A 20727-nucleotide genomic window follows, 5' to 3' on the forward strand; every position below is an offset into this window, starting at 1 on the left:
CCGGCGTCAGCCCGGCCGGTGGCGCCGAGGATCCCGGCGTGACCGGCGGCGCGGCGAAGCGGATCGTGCGCCCGTACGGGGACACCACCGGGGACGGCATGGTGCAGGTGTCGTTCACGTTGCCGGTGCCGCACGACAAGCGGGCCGAGGGCGCGGCGTTGCAGTTGGCCGGGAAGATGGGTCTGGATCCGGCGATGCTGGTGCACGCCAGGCAGATGGGTGACGGGTTCACCTTCTTCGTGGTGTACGGGCGGGTGGGTCATCTGGTCGACGTCTCGGCGGTGGAGGTGGTGGAGCGGGACTTCCCGCTGCTGTCCGCCAAGGAGGTCAACGCGGTGGTGCGGCAGCGGTTGCGGCGGAAGCTGTCGGTGGTGGGCGCGTGCATCGGCACCGACGCGCACACGGTGGGCATCGACGCGATCCTGAACGTGAAGGGCATCGCCGGGGAGAAGGGCCTGGAGTACTACCGGGAGTTGTCGGTGACGAACCTGGGCGCGCAGGTGAGCGTGCCGGATCTGGTGGAGGCGGCCCGGGCGGCGAAGGCGGACGCGGTGCTGGTGTCGCAGGTGGTGACGCAGCGCGACGCGCATCTGCGTAACACCCGGGAGATGTCGGCGGCGTTCCGGGAGGCGATGCCGGCGGGGAAGCGGCCGCTGCTGGTGGTGGGTGGTCCGCGGTTCGACGAGAAGCAGGCCGGTGAGTTGGGGGTGGACCGGATCTTCGGCCGGGGCACCACGCCCGGTGAGGTGGCGAGTTACCTGGTACATGCGCTGGTCACGAACCGGAAGGCGGCGAGGGTGTGAGTGGGACGACGGGCGCGGACCCGCGGCTGGGGTTGACGGTGACACACCGACGGTACGTGCCGTACTCGCACGCGCACTACGCGGGGAACCTGGTGGACGGGGCGTACGCGCTGGGGCTGTTCGGGGACGTGGCCACGGAGGTGTGCATCCGCACCGACGGTGACGAGGGGTTGTTCGCGGGCTATTCCGAGGTGCGGTTCGACGCGCCGATCCGGGCCGGGGACGTGGTGGAGGTGACCGCGCGGGTGTCCCGGGTGGGTACCCGCAGCCGCACCCTGGAGTTGAGTTGTGTGGTGGTGTGCCGGGGCCGCCCGGACCGCTCGGAGTCGGCGGCGGAGGTTCTCGACCCGCCGCTGGTGGCGGTGACCGCGACGGGCACGGTGGTCGTGCCGCCGCCGGCGGCGTGAGCGGGTACGCGATCTGCGCCGACGTCGGGTCGACGTTCACCAAGGTCGCGGTGGTGGACCTGGCGGCCGGCCGGTTGGCCGGGGCGGCGGTGGCGCGCACCACGGTCGGCACCGACGTGTTGCACGGGCTGGACGCGGCGGTGGCGCGGGCGACCGCCGGGGTGCCGGGGGTCGGGGCCGCGCCCTGGTACGTCTGCTCGTCGGCCGGGGGTGGGCTGCGGCTGGCGGTGGTCGGCTACGAGGAGTTGGTGACGGCGCAGGCGGGGCACCGGGTGGGGTTGTCGGCCGGGGCCCGGGTGGTGCACGTGGCGGCGGGCCGGTTGACCGAGGTGGACCTGGCGGCGGTGCGGGCGGCCCGGCCGGACGTGGTGCTGCTGGTGGGTGGCACCGACGGTGGGGACGCGGAGGTGCTGGTACACAACGCCGGCCGGTTGGCGCGGGCCCGGTGGCGACGGCCGGTGGTGGTGGCCGGCAACGCCGAGGCCGCCGACGAGGCGCGGGCGGTCCTGGCCGGGCGGGGGGTGCCGGTGACGGTGACCGCCAACGTGCTGCCCCGGATCGGGGTGTTGGCGCCGGGGCCGGCGCGCGCGGCGATCCGGGAGGTGTTCCTGCGGCACGTCATCGGCGGCAAGGGCCTGTCGCGGGGGCGCCGGTTCGCCTCGCTGGTGCGGGCGGCGACCCCGGACGCGGTGTTGACCGGGGTGGAGGTGCTGGCCGACGGGTGTGGTGGGGACCTGGCGGTGGTCGATGTGGGCGGTGCCACCACGGACGTGTACTCGGTGCTCACCCCGGACGAGCGGGCCGGCGGGCCGGGCCGGCCGGTGGCCGGTGAGCTGTGGCGGGCCCGCACCGTGGAGGGCGACCTGGGGATGCGGTGGAGCGCGCCGGGGGTGGTGGCCGCCGCGGCGGCGGAACGGTTGCTCGACGAGGCGGAGCGGGACGGGTTGGCCGCCGCCGCGGCGGTCCGGGCGGCCGATCCGGGGTTCCTGGCCGCTGACGAGCGGGACCGGGCGGTGGACCGGCGGTTGGCGTCGCTGGCGGCGACGGTGGCGGTGCGCCGGCACGCCCGGGGTGGGGCGATCGGGGAACGGGCCGCCCGGGACCTGCGGGATGTGCGGCTGCTCGTCGGTTCGGGTGGGGTGTTGCGGCACGCGGGCGCGGCGGACCGGTCGGCGGTGCTGGCGGCGGTGCTGGCCGATCACGCCGGCGGGTGGTCGGTGCCCAGGGCGGCGCGCGCGGTGGTGGACGGTGACTACGTGCTGGCCGCCGGTGGGCTGCTGGCGGCCGAGCATCCGGGCGCCGCGGCCGGGTTGCTGCGCCGGTACCTGCTGCCGGACTGACCCGGGCCGGCGGCCGACGTCCCGGATCCCGGGACGTCGGTGAGCGAGTTTTCCGGGTGGTCCACCGGGCCCGGCGGCGGGGTGTCGGCTTCGACACGCCGGATCGGTACCGGCGACAGGCCCGGGGCGGTTGACAGCGCCGGGGGGGCACCACGTACCGTCTTTGAGTCCTACAACGGGAAGCGATTGTTGTTCGCTTCGTCCCTTCGCCCGCTGGCCGAGCGGCAGGTTTGGTTCCGCCGCGGCGGCCAGGTCCAGCGGGCGGGGGTCGGCGGGGCGGCGCGAACCGATCGCTGTTACCGGTGTCCGGACGGGGTGGTTTGTGCGGCCAGTAGACAACGGGTGGACGGGAACAGCCAGTTCGCGTCCGGTCGGTCCGAAGGTCGTGTGGACCATCTTCGCCGCACCGGCCGGGAGGGGCCTGGGAGCATCGGGGCGCGGTCATCGACCGCGCCCCGATTTTCGTTCCCCCGGCTGTGGCGGGCCGCCGTCGGCCGGCCCGACCGGCGTTGGTGAACACCCGCCGGCCCGACCGGCGCCGACCCCGAACAATTCCGGCCCGACCGGCGCCGCTTCGGCACGCCGGACTGGGCGGCCCCGGCACGCCGGCCGACCGGCCCCGAGCCGGCCCGCCGGGGCGGATGGGATGATCCGGTGATGTCGCCCGCGGTGTCCATCCCGGAGCGGTTCGCCCGCACCACCGTGACCGTGTGGGGTGCGGCGGGCCGCCGTTGGCTGGCCGAGCTGCCCGCGACCGTCGCGGCACTCGCCGCCGACTGGCAGCTGCGGGTCGGTGACCCGTTCGGGTTGACGTTCCACTGGGTGTCGGCCGTGACGACGGCGGACGGCACGCCGGCCGTGCTCAAGATCGGCGTACCCGGGGGGAGCGATCTGGGTCGGGAGGCCGCCGCCCTGCGCGCGTTCGCCGGCCGGGGCGCGGTCCGGCTGCTGGCCGAGGACCCGGCGCGGGCGGCGTTGCTGCTGGAGCGGGCCCGTCCCGGCACGACGGCCCGGGACCTGGTGCCGGAACGGGACGCCGAGGCGACCGACGTGGCGGTCGGGCTGCTGCGCCGGCTGCACGTCGCGCCGCCGGCGGGATGCCCGCTGCCACCGCTGTCGGACTACCGGCGGTCGTTCACCGGGCACCTGGGCCGGTTTCCCGGCGACGATCCGCTGCCCCGGGACCTGGTGCGGCACGGGCTGGCGCTGTTCGACGAACTGTGCGCCACGGCGCCGGCGACCGTCGTGCTGCACGGCGACCTGCACCACGACAACATGTTGACCGCCGAACGGGAGCCGTGGCTGGCCATCGACCCGCACGGGGTGGTGGGGGACCCGGGGTTCGACGCGGGGCCGCTGCTGTACAACCCGGGGCCGGACGCCCGCTCCGGTGGGCTGCTGGCGCTGGTGGAGTCCCGGGTCGAACGGTTGGCCGCCGGGCTGGGACTGCCGGTCGAGCGGGTTCGGGCCTGGGGGTTCGTGATGGCGGTGCTGTCGGAGGTGTGGACGGTGCAGGACGGCGGGACGGCCCGTACCCGGGCGTTGGACGTGGCGCTACGGCTGCGCCCCACCCTGCCGTAGAACGTTGCGGGGCGAGGGCGGCGGCCTGCTCAGGTCCGGCCCACTGACCCGGCGGGCCACCCCCACCCACTCCCGGTCGGGACGCGGGTGTGGCGGGTAACCTTCGCCCGGGAACACCGCCGCCGGTCCGGCGGCCGGACCGGAGGGTGTGGGACGCGGGTGGTGAGGGTGGACACGGCGGACGTGCTCGACGCGGATCGCGTTGAGACGGCACCGCGGGCGGGTCGGCTGCCGCTGCCGCTGCCGGCGGCGACGCTGGCCGCGGTGGCCGCCGGTGGCGCGTTGCTGCTGGCCTTCCCGCCGTACGGGTGCTGGTGGCTGGCGCCGGTCGGGGTGGCGGTGCAGGCGGCGGCGGTGCACCGGCGGCGGTTGCGCGCCGGCGCCGGGCTGGGTCTGCTGACCGGTCTGACGTTGTTCGTCCCCCTGCTGGCCTGGACGAACCTGCACACCGGCTGGCTGCCGTGGCTGCTGTTGTGCGGGTCGCAGGCGACCTTCCTGGCCCTGTCGGGGCTGGTGTCCGCGTACCTCAGCCCGGTGGTCGACCGGTGGTGGTGGGCGTGGCCGCCGCTGGTCGGGGCGCTGTGGGTGGCACAGGAGGCGGCCCGGTCGCGGATTCCGTTCGGGGGGTTCCCGTGGGGGCGGCTGGCGTTCAGCCAGGGCGACTCGCCGGTGCTGCGGCTGGCCGTGGTGGGCGGGGCGCCGCTGGTGACGTTCGCGGTCGCGTTCGCCGGTGGGCTGCTGGTGGCCGCCGCGTGGCAGCCGTGGCGGGCCGCGGCGGGCCCGGCCGGTACCCGTACCGGGGTGCTGCGCACGCCGGCGGCGGTCGGCGCGGGCCTGGCCCTGGCCGCCGTCGCGGTGCTGGCCGGTGGGGCGCTGGTGCCGACCGGTGCCGCCGCGGGCCGGTCGGTGACCGTGGCGATCGTGCAGGGCAGCGTGCCCCGGCTGGGCCTGGACTTCAACGCGCAGCGGCGGGCGGTGCTGGACAACCACGTACGCGGCACGCTGACGCTGACGCAGCGGGTGGCGGCCGGGCAGGAGCCGCAGCCGGATCTGGTGGTGTGGCCGGAGAACTCCAGCGACATCGACCCGCTGCGTAACCCCGACGCCGCGCAGGAGATCGGCACGGCCGCCGCGACGGTCGGGGCCCCGATCCTGGTCGGTGCGGCGCTGCTGGGACCCGATCCGGGACAGGTGCGCAACGCGGGGCTGGTGTGGCGGCCGGGAGCCGGACCGGACCTGGACCAGGTGTACGTCAAGCGGCATCCGGTGCCGTTCGCCGAGTACATACCGCTGCGCGGCATCGCCCGCCGGGTCAGCAAGGAGGTGGACCGGGTCCGGACGGACTTCATCCCCGGTGACCGGCCGGGGGTGCTGCACACCGGTGGGATGACCGTGGGTGACGTCATCTGTTTCGAGGTGGCCTACGACGGGCTGGTGCGGGACACCGTCACCGGCGGCGGTCAGGTGCTGGTGGTGCAGACCAACAACGCCACCTTCGACGAGGCGGAGGCGTTGCAGCAGCTGGCGATGGTGCGGCTGCGGGCCGTGGAGCACGGCCGGGAGTCGTTGATGGCCTCCACGGTCGGCGTGTCCGGGTTCGTGACCCCCACCGGGCGGGTAGTCGCCCCCACCGGGTTCGACACCGGCGCGGTGATCACCCGGCAGATACGTCTCGGTCAGGGCCGTACGGTCGCCACCCGATTGGGGGCGTGGCCGGAGGTGGTGCTGGCCGGGCTCGCCGTCATCGGGGTCGCCGGGGCGGCGGTGGTGCGCCGCCGGCGGGTGACCGGGGCGCCGGTGGCGCCGGATGAGCCGGCGGGGGCGGAGGAGCCGTGACAGGCAGATCCGGGTCGGCGGGATATCCCGGGGTGGGCCGGGTGTTGATCGCCGTGCCGACGTACAACGAGGCGGAGAACCTTCCCGGGATCGTGCGCCGGTTGCGGGCCGCGGTGCCGGCCGCGGAGATCCTGGTCGCCGACGACGACAGCCCGGACGGCACCGGCGCGGTGGCCGACCGGCTGGCCGCCGACGACGACCAGGTACGGGTTCTGCACCGGCCCGGCAAGGACGGGCTGGGCGCGGCGTACGTGGCGGGGTTCCGGTGGGCCCGGGAACATGGTTTCGACGCGGTGGTGGAGATGGACGCCGACGGGTCGCACGCCCCGGAGGAACTGCCCCGGCTGCTGGACGCGGCGCGGCACGCGGAGGTGGTGCTGGGGTCGCGGTGGGTGCGGGGCGCGCGGGTGGTGAACTGGCCGTGGCACCGGCTGCTGCTGTCGCGGGTGGGAAACCTGTACACCCGGGTCGCGTTGGGGATGCCGGTGTCGGACGCCACCGGCGGGTTCCGGGTGTACCGGCTGCCCGCCCTGGAGAAGATCAACTTCGGGTCGGTGTCGTCGCAGGGCTACTCGTTCCAGGTGGAACTGGCCTGGCGGGCCCACCAGGCCGGGTTCCGGGTGGTGGAGGTGCCCATCACGTTCGCCGAACGGGAGCGCGGGGCCAGCAAGATGAGCCCGGCGATCATCGCGGAGGCGTTGTGGCGGGTCACGCAGTGGGGCGTACACGATCGGCGGATGGCGGTGCGGCGGGCCCTGCACGGCACCGCCACCGGTCAGGTGCGGTGGCCGTGAGCGGCACCGTGGCATGCTAGGTGGTACGGACCATCGGGTCCGGTCCCGCTTCCGATGAGGTGACATGCCCCGCTGGCTGAGGTTCGTGCCGCTGGCGTTGCTGGCCGCGGCCGTCGTCGAGATCGCCGTGTTCGTCCTGCTCGCCCACCTGATCGGGTACGGTCCGGCCCTGTTGCTGCTGCTGGCCGCCTCCGTCGCCGGGCTGTTCCTGCTGCGCCGGGAGGGCATGCGGGCCTGGCGCTCGTTCCGCGCCGCGGCCTCGGCCGGGCAGCCGCCCGGCCGGCAGGTCACCGACGGCCTCGTGGGCCTCGCCGGTGGGCTGCTGCTGGCGGTGCCGGGCCTGGTCAGCGGCCTGATCGGGGTGCTGCTGGTGGTGCCGCCGGTGCGCCGCGGGGCGAGCCTGCTGGCGCGGCGGGCAGCGGAGCGGCGGGTGTCGTCGATGGTGGCCGGTGAGATGTTCGGCCCGCGCCGGGTGCGGGTGCGCCGCGGCGCGCCTCGCCCCGCCGGTGACGGGCCCGGCCAGCCACCGGCTGATCCGGTACGGCCGGTCGGCCCGCCGCCGGGTGACGTGGTGGTCGAGGGCGAGATCGTCGACCACTGAACCTCTCAGGACTGGACGACGAGGCCGGATTCGCACACGCGGTCGGCGCCGCTCTTTTCGATGCAGACGTTCATGACGTAGGTGTTGTCCTCGGGGAGATCACCCGTTACCCAGGGGCTCTGGTAGGGGGAGGCGTGGCCGGCGGTCGTCGCCGAACGGCCGGTGCTCAGATAGGCGTTGATGCCGTACCCGTCGGCTAGGACGTCCCCCGCCGCGAGGGCGTCACCCGGGTCACTTCCACACGGGTCCCTGCTCCACAGGGCGTACCCCGCGTACTCGCCGGTGCCCGACCAGTAGATCTTCAGGCGGTAGTACTGGCAGCCGGTGAGGGCGACCTGACGGGTGAGGATGGTCAGCGCCGGACGGGCCGCCGGTGCCGCCTGCGCCGCGCCGCCACCGGCGCCGAGGCCACCGAGCGTGACGGTCAGGGTGGTCAGCAGGGTCGCAACCCGGTGTGTCGGACGCACGAGTTCCCTCTTTCGCCGGTGTTTCCCCCGGAGCCCGCCCAGCGGGGCCTTCCGTCCATTCGTACGCGATGAATCCGCGGAGTTGGGACCGGCGGTCAGGAATGCGTCACTTCTTCGGGCCGTCGGTCCCGGCCACCTCGGAACGGACGGCAGGAACAACGGACATCCGCCCGAACGGCGGCGGACACGCAGAACGCCGCCCCCGACCGGAATCGGGTCGGGGGCGGCGGACTGGTTCGTTCAGGCGCGAGGCCGACGGATCTGGCCAGGCGGTGGGTGTCGGTCAGGCGCGACCGCGGCGGGTACGGACCTCCTGGAGCCGCTCGGCCAGGATGTCCTCCAGCTCGGCGATGGAACGCCGCTCCAGCAGCATGTCCCAGTGGGTGCGCGGCGGCTTGGCCTTCTTCTGCTCCGGCTCGCTGCCGTCGACCAGCCGCGCGACGCTGCCGTCGAACTTGCATTCCCAGGTCATCGGGACCTCGGCGTCCACGGCGAACGGCACCTCGAACTGGTGACCCTTCGCGCACAGGTACTCCCGGGTCTGGCGGGGCGCGAGTTCCGTGTTGCGGTCGGACTCGTAGCTGACTGCGCCCAGTCGGCTTCCGCGCAGCATGCGCTCGCCCATGATCGGATGTCCCCTCGGTCGGTGCTGGTTGTCATCGGTGTAACGAAACGAATCAGGCCCGCGATTCCCGCCCGACCGTCCAGGGTACGGACAGGAAGTCCCTTCGAGGGTAGCCCGTCGTGGTCGGTAGTGACCTACCTCACCGCCGCCGTGCGCCGTCGGGGCGATTCGCCCGATACGCGATATTCCTCCCGCGTCGACGGTTCCCCTCAGCTCCGTGCCGCCCCGTCGCGCCCGTTCCAGGGTTAGGAAGGGGCCCTTGCTATACAAAATGCGATAACAAGGTGCCCTTCCTTTCACTTCGGCGCGGCCAGCCGGGCCAGGGTCGCGGCCAGGTCGCCCACCTGGCCGGAGAGCTGGTCGGCCCGCAGCCTTGCCGCGTCCCGCTCGGCTCTGGCCTCGGCGAGCCCGGCGGTCGACTCGGCCAACCGGGCCTCGGTCGCGGCCAGCGTACGGCGGGTCTCGGCCAGCTCGGTGTGTACGGTGCGCAGCTCGGCTCCGGCCCGCTCGGCGTCCCGGCGCAGGGCGGCGGTGAGCTGCTCGGTGTCCCGCCGTAGCGCTTCGAGCGCGGCGGCGCTCTCGACCCGGGCCCGCTCGGCCGTCTCGGCGGCCTGCCGGGCGCGGGTGGCGTCCGCCTCGGCGGCCCGCGCGGCCGACCGTTGCCGGTCGGCCTCCCGCCGGGCCTGATCGGCCTCGGCCCGGAACCGGTCAGCTTCGCCACGGAACCGGTCGGCCTGGGCCACGGCCTCGGCCGCTGACCGGGTGGCCCGCTCCGCGTCGACCCGGGCGGCGTCCCGCTCCCGCAGCAGCTCCGCGCCACGCAGCTGCGCGGTCTCGGCGGCGGTCCGCGCGGACCGGCTGTCCCGGCGGGCCTCGTCGCGGTCCCGCTCGGCCCGGGCGAGCAGCGCCTGGGCGGTCACCGCCGCGTTGCGGGCCTCGTCACGGTCCGCCTCCGCCGCGGTCCGGGCCCGGGCGGCCTCGGCCGCGGCGCGGGTGGCCGCCTCCGCCGCCCGCTGGGCTGCCACCCGCTGCTCGTCGGCGTCGGCCGCGGCCCGCTGGGCCGCCCGCAGTGCGGCGTCGGCCGACTCGGCGGCCTCCCGGGCGTCGTCGCGTTCGGCCTGCGCGGCGGCCACCGCGGTCGCGGCCTCGGCGCGTACCTCGGCGACCTGCCGTTCCACCCCGGCGGGGGACAGGTCGGCGTGCAGCGCCTCGCTGAGGGTGCCCACCAGCTGGTCGAGCCGGTCGACGACCTCCCAGGTGCGGGCCACCTGCCCGGTCAGGCCGGGCGCGGAGCGCTGGCGCATCCGGGCCCCCCGGGCCGCCCGCTGGCAGGCCCCGTCATTGTCCCGGCAGTACCGGAACGGCCGTCCGGCCGCCGCCCGCTGCGGCACCGGCGCTCCACAGTGCCCGCAGGGCCGGGTCTCCACGGAGTTCGGCTGGCTGTCCATGGCGGCGAAGTCTAGGCGGCCACGGCGGCGGTGCTCGGCATCGCCCGGGCCGCGCCGCCCGGCCCCGGGGGGGGGCACCACACGCCCGGCCCGGCCCGCAGGTCGCGCGCTAGGGTGGAACCCGGCGGTACGAGAGGTGACGCTCATGTCAGGTCCACGCCGGCCGGAGTCGCCGATCGAGGCGCAGATCCGGCAGGCCCAGGAGCGCGGCGAGTTCGACAACCTGCCCGGCGCCGGCAGACCGCTGCCGAGGACCGACAGCTCCGACGACGAGCTGTGGTGGATCAAGGGCTACGTCCGTCGGGAGGGTCTGCCCACCGACAGCCTGCTGCCGCCGTCGCTGCGGCTGGCCCGTCGGGTGGAGCAGCTACCCGACGAGTTGGACCGGCTGCCCGACGAGCGGGCGGTCCGGGAGGCGGTGGCCGCGCTGAACACCGAGATCACCGCGTGGCTGCGTACCCCGTGGGGACCGCCGGTGGCGCTGCGGCCGGTGCGGGTCGAGACGGCGGTGGCCGACTGGCGGTCCCGCCGGGCGACGAGGCTGGCCGGACCAGCCCCAACGCCGGCCCCGGCGCCGGGTGGGTCGACTCCGGCCGGATCGGCCCCGGACCGGCCGGCGACGGTCTCCGGCGAGGTCGCGGGCACGCCGACCGGACCGCGACGGCGACGCTGGAACCCGTTCTCCCGCCGGGGTTGAACCGCGGCGGGGACGGGTCGATCCGGCGGTGGTGCCCGCCCGGTTAGGCTGGCCGGCGGCATCCACCCGGGTCGCAGGGGAGGCGGCGATGGCCCGCAGTCACCGGTACACCGCAACCGTCACCTGGACGGGAGCGCGGGAGCACGGCACGGTCAACTACCGCTCGTACGGGCGGGAGCACGAGGTGAGCGTCGAGGGCAAGCCGGTCATCGCCGGTTCGTCGGATCCGACGTTCCGGGGCGACCCGACCCGGTGGAACCCCGAGGAACTGCTGCTGGCGTCTCTCGCCCAGTGTCACATGCTGGCGTACCTGCACCTGTGCGCGGTCAACGGCGTGGTGGTCACCGGGTACGTCGACCGGCCGCACGGCACGATGACCGAGACGCCCGGCGGCGGCCACTTCACCGAGGTGGTGTTGCGACCGGAGGTCACCGTCGCCGACGGCGCCATGGCGGACCGGGCCGTCGAGCTGCACGACCGCGCGCACGCGGCGTGCTTCATCGCCAGTTCGGTGAACTTCCCGGTACGCCACGAGCCGAGCGTGCGCGGCGCCGACTGACCAGCGGTTCCGGCCAGAGTCCGCCGGACAGCGGTCCGGCTCTGGCCAGAGTCCGCCGGACGGCGGTCCGGCTCGCCGCGTACCGGATTCCGTCGGAGCCGGTGGCGGCCGGATTATCGTCGGACCCGGGTGGCAGGCTTGCCCGGTGACCAGGACGCGGTATTACACGGCCACCAGCATCGACGGATACATTGCCGACGAGCGCCACTCGTTGGACTGGTTGTTCGAGGCGGACTCGGGCGGCGACGACCGGTTCGGCCGGTTCTTCGCCGACGTCGGGGCGTTCGCCATGGGCGCGAGCACCTACGAGTGGATGATCGGCCACGAGAACCTGCTCGCCGAGCCGGACAAGTGGCCGGGCTGGTACGGCGACCGGCCCGCCTGGGTGTTCACCCATCGCGACCTGCCCCGGGTCCCCGGCGTCGACCTGACCTTCGTGCACGGCGACGTCGCCCCGGTCCACGCCGCGATGGTCGCCGCCGCGGGCGGGCGGGACATCTGGCTGGTCGGCGGCGGGGAACTGGTCGGAGCGTTCGCCGACGCCGGCCTGCTCGACGAGATCATCCTCGGCGTGGCGCCGGTGACCCTCGGCGCGGGCGCCCCGCTGCTCCCGCGTCGGCTGACGACGGGCCGGCTGGAGCTGACCGACCTGGAGCGGTTCGGGCAGTTCGCCAACCTGACCTACCGGGTCGGCCCACCGCCGAAGGCTGGTCAGCCGGGGTAGTCCGGTAGGTCGACCTGGGTGGCCAGCGAGGCGGTGCCGCGCACCATCAGCCGTTGCACGGCTCCGGTGGACAGCAGCCGGTTGCGCAACCGCAGTCCCCGGGCGGTCGCCGGGGCCAGGAACCGTCCCGGGCTGGCCCCCTTCTGCCACCGGGCGGCGTAGCGGCGCATCCGGGCCTCGTAGGCCGGCAGCGCGACCCGGTGGTCGCCACCGGCCACGGCCAGCTCGCCGGCCAGGACGTAGGCGCCCACCAGGCCGGTGCCCACGCCCATGCCGCCGAGCGTGACGCCCCACGCGGCGTCGCCGACCAGCGCGACCCGACCGGTGTGCCAGGCCGGCACCCGGACCCGGCTGATCGAGTCGAGGTACACCTCCGGCGCGTCCCGCAGCCCGTCCAGCAGATGCGGCACGTGCCAGCCCAGCCCGGCGAACCTGTCGGCGATCACCTTCTTCTGCTGGTCGAGGTCGTGCCAGTCGTAGTCCAGTGGCGGCGCGGCGAAGACCACGAACGCCCCGGCGCGGTGCGGGTCGCGCCGGTCGGCGGAGACCGCCGCTAGCCGGCCGGGCACGTTGTAGTTGCGGGGGACCGGGTCGAAGCCCCGGTCGTTGGGCAGGTCCCATCCGGCGAGGTGATAGCCGAGGTGACGCACGTACCGGGACTCGTCGCCGAGGGCCAGCCGGCGTACCCCGGAGTGCAGGCCGTCGGCCCCGACGACCAGGTCGACGGTGCGGGCGGGGGAGCGGGCCAGCGTGACGCGTGCTCCCTCGGGGGTTTCGGTCAGCCCTGTGATCGTGTCACCGAACAGGTACTCGACCCGGTCGGCGCTGTGTTCGTAGAGGATCCGGGACAGGTCGCGGCGGTGAGTTCACATGGACCTGCCGGGCCCGACGCCGGCCGACCACCGCGCCGCCAACGCGCTGCTCTGGGACCCGCCCGTCCCGCCCCGGCGCGGCCCCCGGCCGACGCTGACCCTGCGGGCGATCGCCTCGGCCGGCGTCACGATCGCCGACGCCGAGGGCATCGGCGCGGTCACCATGCAGCGGGTCGCCGACGGCCTGGGGGTGACCAAGATGGCCCTCTACCGGTACGTCCCGGGCAAGGCCGAACTGGTCGCGCTGATGATCGAGACCGCCCTGGGTGGGCCACCGGAACGGACCGCCGCCCGGCCCTGGCGCGCGGAGTTGGACGCCTGGGCACGGCAGATGTTCGCCCGGTTCTGCCGACACCCGTGGACCCTCGCGGCCACTCTCGGGCCGCGCGCCGTCGGACCCAACGAGATGGACTGGCTGGAGTGGGCCGTCGGCGCGCTCACCGGCACCGGCCTGCACGGCGGTGAGATCCTCGACGTCGCGGTCACCCTGCTCGGACACGTCCGCAACCTGGCCCAGGTGGGGGCGGCGATGGCCACCGACCACCCGGAGCAGGCCATGCAACCGGCCCTGGCCGCCCTGTTGCGCGGTCGCGAGGACCGCTACCCGGCGCTGGTCGACGTCATGGCGTCGGCCGGCCCGCAGACGGCCCACGACCAGGCGCTGGACTTCGGGCTGGAACGCATCCTCGACGGCGTCGAGTTGCTCATCGCCGGCCGCGAGGGTCAGTCGACGGTGCCGTCCAGGTCACCGGCGTAGTCGACGATGGCCCGGCGGTAGCGCCGGACCCGCTCGTCCATGCTCGTCTCGGCCAACAGCCGCAGCAGGTCCGCGACCGCCTCCCGCGGGTCGCCGAGGTTGTAGCGGGTCATCGCGAGGAACACCCGCAGCGCGCCGTCGTCCGGGAACTCGGCCAGGCCGCGTCCGAGGGTGGCGGCAGCGTCGGCGTACCGGCCCAGCACCCGATACGTGCTGCCCAGGCCGAGATACGCGCCCCGGCGGTCCTGCGCGGACAGGTCGGCCGAGGCCAGGGCCCGCTCGTAGCCGGGTACGGCCTCGGCCTCCAGGCCGAGCGCGTCATGTGTCCAGGCGGCCTGGTAGGCCACCTCGCCGTCGTCCGGGTACCGCGCGACCAGTGCCAGCAGTTCGATCCGGGCGGCCTCTACCTCGCCCCGCTCCCGCAGCTCGACCGCCGCAGCCAGCCGTACCGACCGTTCGTCGGCGGCTCCCGCCGGCTGCCTGGGCCCATTTCCGCTCGACACGCCGCCCGGCCTCCTTCGCTGTCGGTCCGGGCAAGACCCTACCGGGCGCAGACCACGCCGACGCAGCCGTGCGGATCGCCCCGGGAGGTGTTGCCGCCGCCGTCGACCACGCTGCCGGCGGGCAGCGCCTCGATGCCGTGGTCCGCGTCGACGTACGTGTGGTTGTCCGCCACCACCAGCGGGCTGCCGACCGGCACGTCCGTGTACAGCCCGTCGTCGACCCGGCGGCCCGCCGCACCGAGGTCCAGTCCGGTACGTCCGTTGGCCCGGAACAGGTTGCCGGAGATGACGAACCGGTCGTCCGGGCCGGCGCTCGGGTCACCGGCCGTGACCACCACGCCGGCCGCGCTGTTGCGGGTGAACGTGTTGCCGCTGATGTCCAGGCCGGTCACCTCGGCCAGGACGAACGTCGAGACGTACACCCCGATCACGTTGCGGTCGAACCGGTTGCCCGTCACCCGCAGGTTGCGGCCGTCGGATTCCAACCGCACCGCGTACCGGGCGGACCGGAAGACGTTGCCGGTGATCGACAGCCCGTCGGCGAGGAACCCGTAGATCCCGGCCCCGGTGAACACGTTGTCCGCCACCACGAAGCCGCCGGTCTCGCCCAGGTCGATGGGGCTGTTCACCCACTGGTTGCCGCGCAACCGCACCGAGTACAGCTCGATGGCGCTCAGCCGGCTGTCGGTCAGGACGCTGTCGGTGACGGCGGCGTCGTGTACGTCGATGTACGACAGGAAGCCGTCGGTCATCCGTATCCGGTCGACGGTCAGATCACTGCCCTGCACGCCGCCGACGCCGGAGCCGGTGAGCCGGCTCCGGCGCAGCGACACCCCGGCGAACTGGTTCGGGTAGACGTCGGTGTCCACGAGCCGCAGGTCGGTCAGGGTGACGTCGCGGACGTCCTGCAACACGATGCCACCGGGAAAGTCCCGGATCGTGCCGTTGGCGATGGTGACGCCGGTGACGGTCTGGTCCCCGGTCACCGTGACGGCGACCTGGTCGGCCGTGCCCGTCCCGATGATCGAGTGGTGCCGCAGGTCGACGGTGACCCCGCTGGTGGCGATCAGCAGGCCCGGCCCGGAACAGCGCAGATCGGCCCGCAGCACCACGCTGGCGGTGACCGTGTCGCCGCAGGAGGGTCCGCCGGCCCGGGCCGCCGCGGGCGCGGGCGCGACGACGACCACCGCCGCCGTGAACAGCACCGACCAGCCCGTCAACCGGTTCCACCGCATCTCGCCCACCTCTTCCGGCTCTCAGCAAGGAGCGTATGCGCGTCCGGTAGTGGCGTGGTCACCCAGAGTCGTCGATCTGACCGCTCGTCCGGCGCCACGTCGACCAGCGGTCCGACCGGTCACCCGCCGCCCTGGTCGGCCCCGCGCAGCATCTTCGAAAACCGGTTGAGCTCTTCCGGCGCGGTCGCCTAGGTTGCCTGCGGCCCGTCACCGTGAGGACAGAGGACAAACCGCGTGCTCCCCCCTGCTCTGTAGACCTGACACCTTCTACCGCTCACCGGTAGCCGACGCTCCCGTCGGCTCCGCCGGGCTGCCCTCGCGCGCCCGGTCGTAAGCGTTCGAGGCCGCGCTTGATCGGCCTCGGGTCAGGTCTAGAGAGATCAGGTCTCCCGACATATGTCTTCACAACCTCATATCGTGCTGCCCTGGGTCGTCCGCCGGACCCGGCTGCCCCTGCTGTCGCTGCGCTGCGTGGTCTGCCGGGCGGAGTCGGCCACCACCGGCGAGGGCAGGTTCCGGGTCAACGCCAACGGCAACCTGCTGGACGTGTGGCTGCTGGTCCGCTGCGTGTCCTGCGACCGGACGAGCAAACTCACCGTGTCCGAGCGGGCTCCGGTCAGCTCCTTCGATCCGGCCGAACTCGACGGCTTCCACACCAACGATCCGGATCTGGTGGCGGCGACGCTGCTGGCCCCGCCGCTCGCCCGGCGCAACCGGTTCACCCTCGACTGGACGGGGGCCTGGCGGCTGGACGCCCCGTCGGCCTGGCCCGCCGGGGCGTGGCCGGTCCAGGTGGCGGTCGTCTTCGAGGATCCGGTGCCGGTACGCCCGGACCGGCTCATCGCGCGGGGGCTCGGCCTCAGCCGGGGCGAGGTGCTGCGCCGGGTCAAGTGCGACATCTCGCTGCGCCGGCCGACCAAGGCCGGGTTCACCTTCACCGTACTGGCCGGGGACCAGTCGCCGACCGGCGCGGGTTGAGGTAGCCGCGGCGGCCCGGGCCGGGGGGGTTCCGCCGGTTCGCGGACCCGCGCGCGGCCTCGTCCCGGGGGCGACTCCACGACGCCGGAGTCGCCCCCGGGCGCTCAGGCGTAGCGGCGGGCGACCGCGTCGAACGCGCGCTTGCGTCGCCAGGAGCCGTCCGGCAGGCAGGCGACGATCCCGTACGCGGCCATGTCCAGGTCCCGGGCCGGGTCCTCGTCGTGCGGGTTGGTCCAGGTGGCGAAGGTGAACACGAAGGCCCCGGCCAGCTCGTGCTCCGCGAACAGGTCGAGCATCCGCTCGATCTCGTCCGCCTGTTCCTGCTCGGAGCGCTCGAAGCTGCCCCGCAGCCGGGGCGGGTCCACCTTCCGGTCCACGACGGCCCAGGCCATGCCGCCGCGGTCGGCCGCGCCCCGGTAACAGCAGCACCCGAACTCGGTGGCGATCACCGGCTTGCCGTGCCGCCGGTAGGCGGTCAGCATCTGCGGCAGCCGTTTACGGGTCCGCCGGTCGCCGTAGCAGTCCACGGCCACGAAGTCGAACGGGGACCAGTCCACCTGCTCCCAGGTGCCGGAGGCGTACGTGATCGGGCCGGTGTAGTGCTGCCGTACCGTCTCGACCGCTCGGCCCAGGAAGGCGTTGAGTCTGGTGTGGAACGAGCCGTGCCGCATCATGTCGAAGATCAACCGCCACGGCCGCAGGAAGGTCCTGAGCCGCTCCTCCAGCCCGTCCCCGGGGACGAGCCCGTGCATGAACAGCGTCAACTCCCAGCCCAGGACCAGCACCACCGTGCCGTCGGCGCGCAGCCGTTCGGCCAGCCGGGCCGCCTCGGTCAGGTAGGCCAGCAGTTCGTCCGCGGTCCGGTCATGGGCCAGCGGACACAGCCACACCTCAAGTCCCAGGGCGAGAGCCTGCCGTGCCGCGGTCTCCACCCGCTCCAGGTCCACTCCGGAGATCCGTACGGCGGTGCAGTGCAACTCGTCGCGGATGATGGTCAGGTCCCGCTGGGACTGTTCGGGGTCGAAGTCCGGCCGGGTCGACTCACCCGGGCGAGGACTCAGCCCGACGTCGTAGTCGATACCTCGTCGCGTGAACGTCACGCGCTGAGCGTAGCGATGGCCGTCGGGCCCGGCACTCACGCCGAAGGCTTCTCCCACACCGAGACGTGACTCCGGCTGTCGCTGGTGAACGGCCGGCGGTCCCAGTCCGCCCACCGGTGGCTCAAACGCAGGCCGGCCAGCCGCGCCATCAGGTCCAGCTCGGCCGGCCAGACATAGCGGAACGGAATCGACCGGTACCTGGCGTGCCCGCCCGCCACCTGCACGTGGTGCGAGGCCATCGCCTGGGTGGCCACGTCGTAGGTGTCGAAGCCCAGCCGGGAGTCGCTGACGTGGAACGGCACGGCGTTCTGCCCCGGTGGGAGCCTGCGCAGGTCGGGGACCGCGACCTCGATGACGAACCGGCCGCCGGGCGCGAGGTGCGCGGCCACGTTGCGGAAGCAGTCGACCTGGGCGTCCTGACTGGTCAGGTTCATGATCGTGTTGAACACCAGGTACGCCAGCGAGAACGTGCCCTCGACCCGGGTGGTGGCGAAGTCGCCGATCGTCACCCCGATCGCCTCGGCGCCGGGCTTGGCGCGCAGCCGCTCGACCATCGCCCGGGACAGGTCGATGCCGTGTACCGGTACGCCCCGGGCGGCCAGCGGCAGCGCGATCCGGCCGGTGCCGATGCCCAGCTCCAGGGCGCGGCCGGGGCCGGCGAGTTCCGCCAGCAGGTCGACCGTGCGGTCGATGACGTCCCGAGCGAACACCTCGCTGTCCGGTTCGTCGTACCTGGCCGCCACCTCTTCGCCGAAGTATCCGTCGGGGTCCGTCATCTCGGGATCCGTCACGCCGGGGACGGTACAACGGCCCGACAGGCCGGCGCCGCCGATTTACCCGACCGCTGGTTCACCGGCGACACCGTGAGTGACAGTGCCGGCGGACATCCCGCCCTTGACACTCGGTAGTTCTCCGGAGGGCTCGCCTACCGCCCTTCTCCTCGCTTTGCAATGCTTCCCTCCCGGCGACACCGATGCTGGGCTGCGGTGCTGCTCGGTGCCGGGTTCCTCCGGTTCGGACTGCTGGTTACCCGGTGTGTCTGTTGCCTGGAGGGAAGCATTGCAAAGGCGGGGAAGAACATCTGGGCATGGGGAAACTGGCGTTCACTCTCGGTGAGCGGGTGCCCCGGATGACGGCTCGGTGACCGGGCGCAGGCTTCGGGATGCCGCGCTAGCCCTCCGGATAGAAGAGGAACAGCGTGCAGCCGGTGGTGCTCGCCGGTACGTGCCAGGACCCGGCCGGGGCGTGCAGGAAGGTCCCGGCCGGATAGTCGCGTGCGCCGTCGTTGAACGTGCCCGCGACCACGTAGACCTCCTCCGGGCCGGGTTCGTGGACATCCCGGCGGGGCCACGACGTACCCGGGTCCATCTCGAGCACGTGCGCGTGGGCGCCGGTCGGTCCCGTCCACAGCGAACGCAGCCGGATCCCCGGGAAGACTTCCCGGGCGGGACAGTCCTCGACGGCGACGGCGGTGTAGCCCTCCTGGGCCAGGATTTCGGAACGCATGCCTCCACGGTGCCGTGCGGGGTCGTGGTGGGACAGTGTCAACAAAGACGCCGTGGGGTACTTTCCTGCCATGCATCGAGTGGTCGCCCTGGTGCGACCGGTGCAGCCGACGTTCGAGCTGGGCTGTGCCGCGGAGGTCTTCGGCACGGTGCCACCCGGGACTCCCCGGCACTACGAGTTCGAGGTGTGTACCGAGACGCCCGGTCCGGTGCCGACCTCCGCCGGGTACGCGATGTCGGTGACCCGGGGCCTCACGGCGCTCCGGTCCGCCGACACCGTGGTCATCCCCGGGTGGAGGCCGTTGGAGGCGCCCCTGTCCCCGGCCGTCCGCCACGCGCTGCTGCGGGCCCATGCCCGTGGGGCGCGGCTGGTCACCATCTGCGCCGGGGTGTTCGCGCTGGCCCGTACCGGCCTGCTGGACGGGCGTTCGGCCACCACGCACTGGGCGCGGGCCGAGCGGCTGCGGCAGGAGTTCCCCCGGATCCGGGTGGAGCCGGACGTGCTCTACGTGGACCACGGCGATGTCGCCACCAGCGCTGGCGCGGGGGCGGGCATCGACCTGTGCCTGCACCTCGTCGGAACGGACCACGGGGCCGGGCACGCCGCCCTCGTCGCGCGGTACATGGTGATGCCGCCGCACCGCGACGGCGGTCAGACCCAGTACGCGCCCTCCGCGCCACCGGTGGACGCGCTGGACGGCCTGCTCGAGTGGGCGGGTGCCCGGCTGGGAACGTCGCTGTCGGTCGCCGACCTGGCCGCCCAGCTCAGCGTCTCACCCCGCACGCTGGCCCGTCGCTTCGCCGAGCAGCTCGGCACGAGCCCCGGGGCGTGGCTGCTGTCCCGCCGGGTGGCCGAGGCGCGCACCCTGCTGGAGGAGACCGACCTGCCGGTACAGGCCGTCGCGGTCCGGGTCGGGCTCACCTCGGCGGCCAACCTGCGTCGCCGCTTCCACGCCCGCCTGGGTACGACGCCGGGCGCCTACCGCCGGGCATTCCGGATTCCGTGAGCGGTGCCCTGATCCGCCCTTGCCCCACCGTTCAGACTGGCCGGGTGGAGTTGGTTCGTCACCATGGTGATCGATGACTAGTGGCTACGATGTGCAATCGCTGAGAAAGAAGGAGTTGCTGGGTGGCAGCGCCGAGGGACATGACCGGCAATCCGTCCGACGAATCGCCATCGGGCGGCGCCGGACGGCGGACTCTGCGGAAGCGCATGCGCGACCACTACCATCACCAGTTGGACGGCAGCGGCCGAGGGGCTGTGTTGGCAGCCATCATCACGGTGTTCGGCGCCATCCTCGTGCCCCTGATCGCGGCCGTTGTGACGCTTCACAGCAAGGACGACGGCGGCGAGAGTGACGCCCTGCCGAACAGCAGATCGAGTGCCAGCGTGAGCAGCACAGCCGACACCCCGCCAGCGCCGATTTCGTCCAGTCCCGCAGCGGCATCGGCGAGCCCTGCGGTCGCCTCGCCAGCAGAGCCCGCGGCTGACGGGGTCCGCTGGCGAGGCAGGGTGCTGTTGACCAGTATCGACCTCGACTCGGTACCGCCCAAGGTGCTCGGCAGCAACACCGGAGCCAGTGCCTGGGTCTCCTACGGCTACAACGGCCTGGACAACACTCTGTACGGCCTCAACGGTGGCTTCTTCACCACGAAGCCCACCATCGCCACCTGGGAGAACGCCGCCATACCCCACCCCAGCCGGCAGCAGTGTGCCGATCTGATCTCCACGCAGGGGACGGAGACCGCCCCGATCAGAAACGACAGCCGCTTCTGCGTCAAGACCGCCGCCGGACGGGTCGCCTACCTCGCCATCAGGAAGTTCGACAAGGAGAAGGGCTACCTGTCTGATGTGACGGTCTGGGAGGGTGTCGAGGAGTAGGCCGCCCCAGCGC

General features: G+C 73.7%; 23 protein-coding genes. 14 read left to right on the forward strand and 9 right to left on the reverse strand.

The window, feature by feature from the left end:
- Positions 1-38: 38 nt before the first annotated feature.
- The 7 genes from kamE (at position 39) to ACXN5W_RS11130 (ending at position 7362) form a co-directional block, all read left to right on the forward strand.
- Positions 39-803 carry a lysine 5,6-aminomutase subunit beta gene (gene kamE, locus ACXN5W_RS11100; protein ID WP_473158176.1) on the forward strand — a complete coding sequence of 255 codons (765 nt, stop codon included), beginning with the start codon at positions 39-41 and terminating at the stop codon, positions 801-803.
- A complete protein-coding gene (gene kal, locus ACXN5W_RS11105) occupies positions 800-1210 on the forward strand; it encodes a 3-aminobutyryl-CoA ammonia lyase (RefSeq protein WP_473158122.1) in 411 nt (136 codons plus the stop codon). Before kamE ends, kal begins: the two co-directional genes overlap by 4 nt.
- Entirely contained in the window at positions 1207-2550 is a 1344-nt protein-coding gene (locus ACXN5W_RS11110) for a glutamate mutase L (protein ID WP_473158123.1), read from the forward strand. Before kal ends, ACXN5W_RS11110 begins: the two co-directional genes overlap by 4 nt.
- 657 nt (positions 2551-3207) lie before the next feature.
- Positions 3208-4131, forward strand: a complete 924-nt coding sequence (locus tag ACXN5W_RS11115; RefSeq protein ID WP_473158124.1) for an aminoglycoside phosphotransferase family protein — start codon at positions 3208-3210, stop codon at positions 4129-4131.
- A 183-nt stretch (positions 4132-4314) separates the two neighbouring features.
- A complete protein-coding gene (gene lnt / locus ACXN5W_RS11120) occupies positions 4315-5967 on the forward strand; it encodes an apolipoprotein N-acyltransferase (RefSeq protein ID WP_473158177.1) in 1653 nt (550 codons plus the stop codon).
- The gene (locus ACXN5W_RS11125) at positions 5964-6761 is read left to right on the forward strand and encodes a polyprenol monophosphomannose synthase (RefSeq protein WP_473158125.1); all 798 of its coding nucleotides are present in this window, start codon (positions 5964-5966) and stop codon (positions 6759-6761) included. Before lnt ends, ACXN5W_RS11125 begins: the two co-directional genes overlap by 4 nt.
- A 64-nt stretch (positions 6762-6825) precedes the next feature.
- Positions 6826-7362, forward strand: coding sequence for an FxsA family protein (locus ACXN5W_RS11130; protein WP_473158126.1), 537 nt, complete (start codon positions 6826-6828; stop codon positions 7360-7362).
- Between the two features lie 5 nt (positions 7363-7367).
- Here the strand turns inward: ACXN5W_RS11130 and ACXN5W_RS11135 are convergent, their stop codons facing one another.
- From ACXN5W_RS11135 to ACXN5W_RS11145, 3 genes are all read right to left on the reverse strand, one after another.
- Entirely contained in the window at positions 7368-7829 is a 462-nt protein-coding gene (locus ACXN5W_RS11135) for a hypothetical protein (RefSeq protein ID WP_473158127.1), read from the reverse strand.
- Between the two features lie 283 nt (positions 7830-8112).
- Complete coding sequence (locus tag ACXN5W_RS11140) at positions 8113-8454, reverse strand: RNA polymerase-binding protein RbpA (protein WP_095565228.1); 342 nt, start codon at positions 8452-8454, stop codon at positions 8113-8115.
- Positions 8455-8750: 296 nt separating this feature from the next.
- Positions 8751-9902 (reverse strand): hypothetical protein, encoded by a 1152-nt coding sequence (locus ACXN5W_RS11145; RefSeq protein ID WP_473158128.1) that lies wholly within the window; start codon positions 9900-9902, stop codon positions 8751-8753.
- Between the two features lie 145 nt (positions 9903-10047).
- Between ACXN5W_RS11145 and ACXN5W_RS11150 the strand changes: the two genes are divergently transcribed.
- From ACXN5W_RS11150 to ACXN5W_RS11160, 3 genes are all read left to right on the forward strand, one after another.
- A complete protein-coding gene (locus ACXN5W_RS11150) occupies positions 10048-10599 on the forward strand; it encodes a DnaJ family domain-containing protein (RefSeq protein ID WP_473158129.1) in 552 nt (183 codons plus the stop codon).
- An 88-nt stretch (positions 10600-10687) separates the two neighbouring features.
- Entirely contained in the window at positions 10688-11158 is a 471-nt protein-coding gene (locus ACXN5W_RS11155) for an OsmC family protein (RefSeq protein WP_473158130.1), read from the forward strand.
- Positions 11159-11303: 145 nt separating this feature from the next.
- Entirely contained in the window at positions 11304-11882 is a 579-nt protein-coding gene (locus tag ACXN5W_RS11160; RefSeq protein ID WP_473158131.1) for a dihydrofolate reductase family protein, read from the forward strand.
- Here the strand turns inward: ACXN5W_RS11160 and ACXN5W_RS11165 are convergent.
- Positions 11870-12532: a Rossmann-fold NAD(P)-binding domain-containing protein gene (locus ACXN5W_RS11165; RefSeq protein ID WP_473158132.1), complete on the reverse strand. Its 663-nt coding sequence runs from the start codon at positions 12530-12532 to the stop codon at positions 11870-11872. The two genes, ACXN5W_RS11160 and ACXN5W_RS11165, sit on opposite strands and share 13 nt — an antisense overlap.
- 220 nt (positions 12533-12752) lie before the next feature.
- On the opposite strand from ACXN5W_RS11165, the gene ACXN5W_RS11170 reads away from it, so the two are divergent.
- Entirely contained in the window at positions 12753-13511 is a 759-nt protein-coding gene (locus ACXN5W_RS11170; protein ID WP_473158133.1) for a TetR/AcrR family transcriptional regulator, read from the forward strand.
- Here ACXN5W_RS11170 and ACXN5W_RS11175 read toward each other — a convergent pair.
- Both ACXN5W_RS11175 and ACXN5W_RS11180 read right to left on the reverse strand, forming a co-directional pair.
- Complete coding sequence (locus tag ACXN5W_RS11175; protein WP_473158134.1) at positions 13478-14014, reverse strand: tetratricopeptide repeat protein; 537 nt, start codon at positions 14012-14014, stop codon at positions 13478-13480. The genes ACXN5W_RS11170 and ACXN5W_RS11175 overlap by 34 nt on opposite strands.
- A 38-nt stretch (positions 14015-14052) precedes the next feature.
- Positions 14053-15249 carry a right-handed parallel beta-helix repeat-containing protein gene (locus ACXN5W_RS11180; protein ID WP_473158135.1) on the reverse strand — a complete coding sequence of 399 codons (1197 nt, stop codon included), beginning with the start codon at positions 15247-15249 and terminating at the stop codon, positions 14053-14055.
- A gap of 417 nt (positions 15250-15666) precedes the next feature.
- Between ACXN5W_RS11180 and ACXN5W_RS11185 the strand changes: the two genes are divergently transcribed.
- A complete protein-coding gene (locus ACXN5W_RS11185) occupies positions 15667-16227 on the forward strand; it encodes a DUF1062 domain-containing protein (RefSeq protein ID WP_473158136.1) in 561 nt (186 codons plus the stop codon).
- Positions 16228-16331: 104 nt separating this feature from the next.
- On the opposite strand, the gene ACXN5W_RS11190 is transcribed toward ACXN5W_RS11185, so the two are convergent.
- The 3 genes from ACXN5W_RS11190 to ACXN5W_RS11200 form a co-directional block, all read right to left on the reverse strand.
- Positions 16332-17327, reverse strand: a complete 996-nt coding sequence (locus ACXN5W_RS11190) for a hypothetical protein (protein ID WP_473158137.1) — start codon at positions 17325-17327, stop codon at positions 16332-16334.
- A 35-nt stretch (positions 17328-17362) separates the two neighbouring features.
- A complete protein-coding gene (locus ACXN5W_RS11195; protein ID WP_473158138.1) occupies positions 17363-18118 on the reverse strand; it encodes a class I SAM-dependent methyltransferase in 756 nt (251 codons plus the stop codon).
- A gap of 379 nt (positions 18119-18497) precedes the next feature.
- On the reverse strand, positions 18498-18833 hold the full coding sequence (locus ACXN5W_RS11200) for a cupin domain-containing protein (protein WP_473158139.1): 336 nt from the start codon (positions 18831-18833) through the stop codon (positions 18498-18500).
- Positions 18834-18903: 70 nt separating this feature from the next.
- Between ACXN5W_RS11200 and ACXN5W_RS11205 the strand changes: the two genes are divergently transcribed.
- Together ACXN5W_RS11205 and ACXN5W_RS11210 are read left to right on the forward strand one after the other, a co-directional pair.
- Complete coding sequence (locus ACXN5W_RS11205) at positions 18904-19839, forward strand: GlxA family transcriptional regulator (protein WP_473158140.1); 936 nt, start codon at positions 18904-18906, stop codon at positions 19837-19839.
- Positions 19840-19961: 122 nt separating this feature from the next.
- Complete coding sequence (locus ACXN5W_RS11210; protein ID WP_473158141.1) at positions 19962-20714, forward strand: hypothetical protein; 753 nt, start codon at positions 19962-19964, stop codon at positions 20712-20714.
- Positions 20715-20727 lie beyond the last annotated feature (13 nt).

The sequence above is a fragment of the Plantactinospora sp. A48 genome (assembly GCF_055793945.1).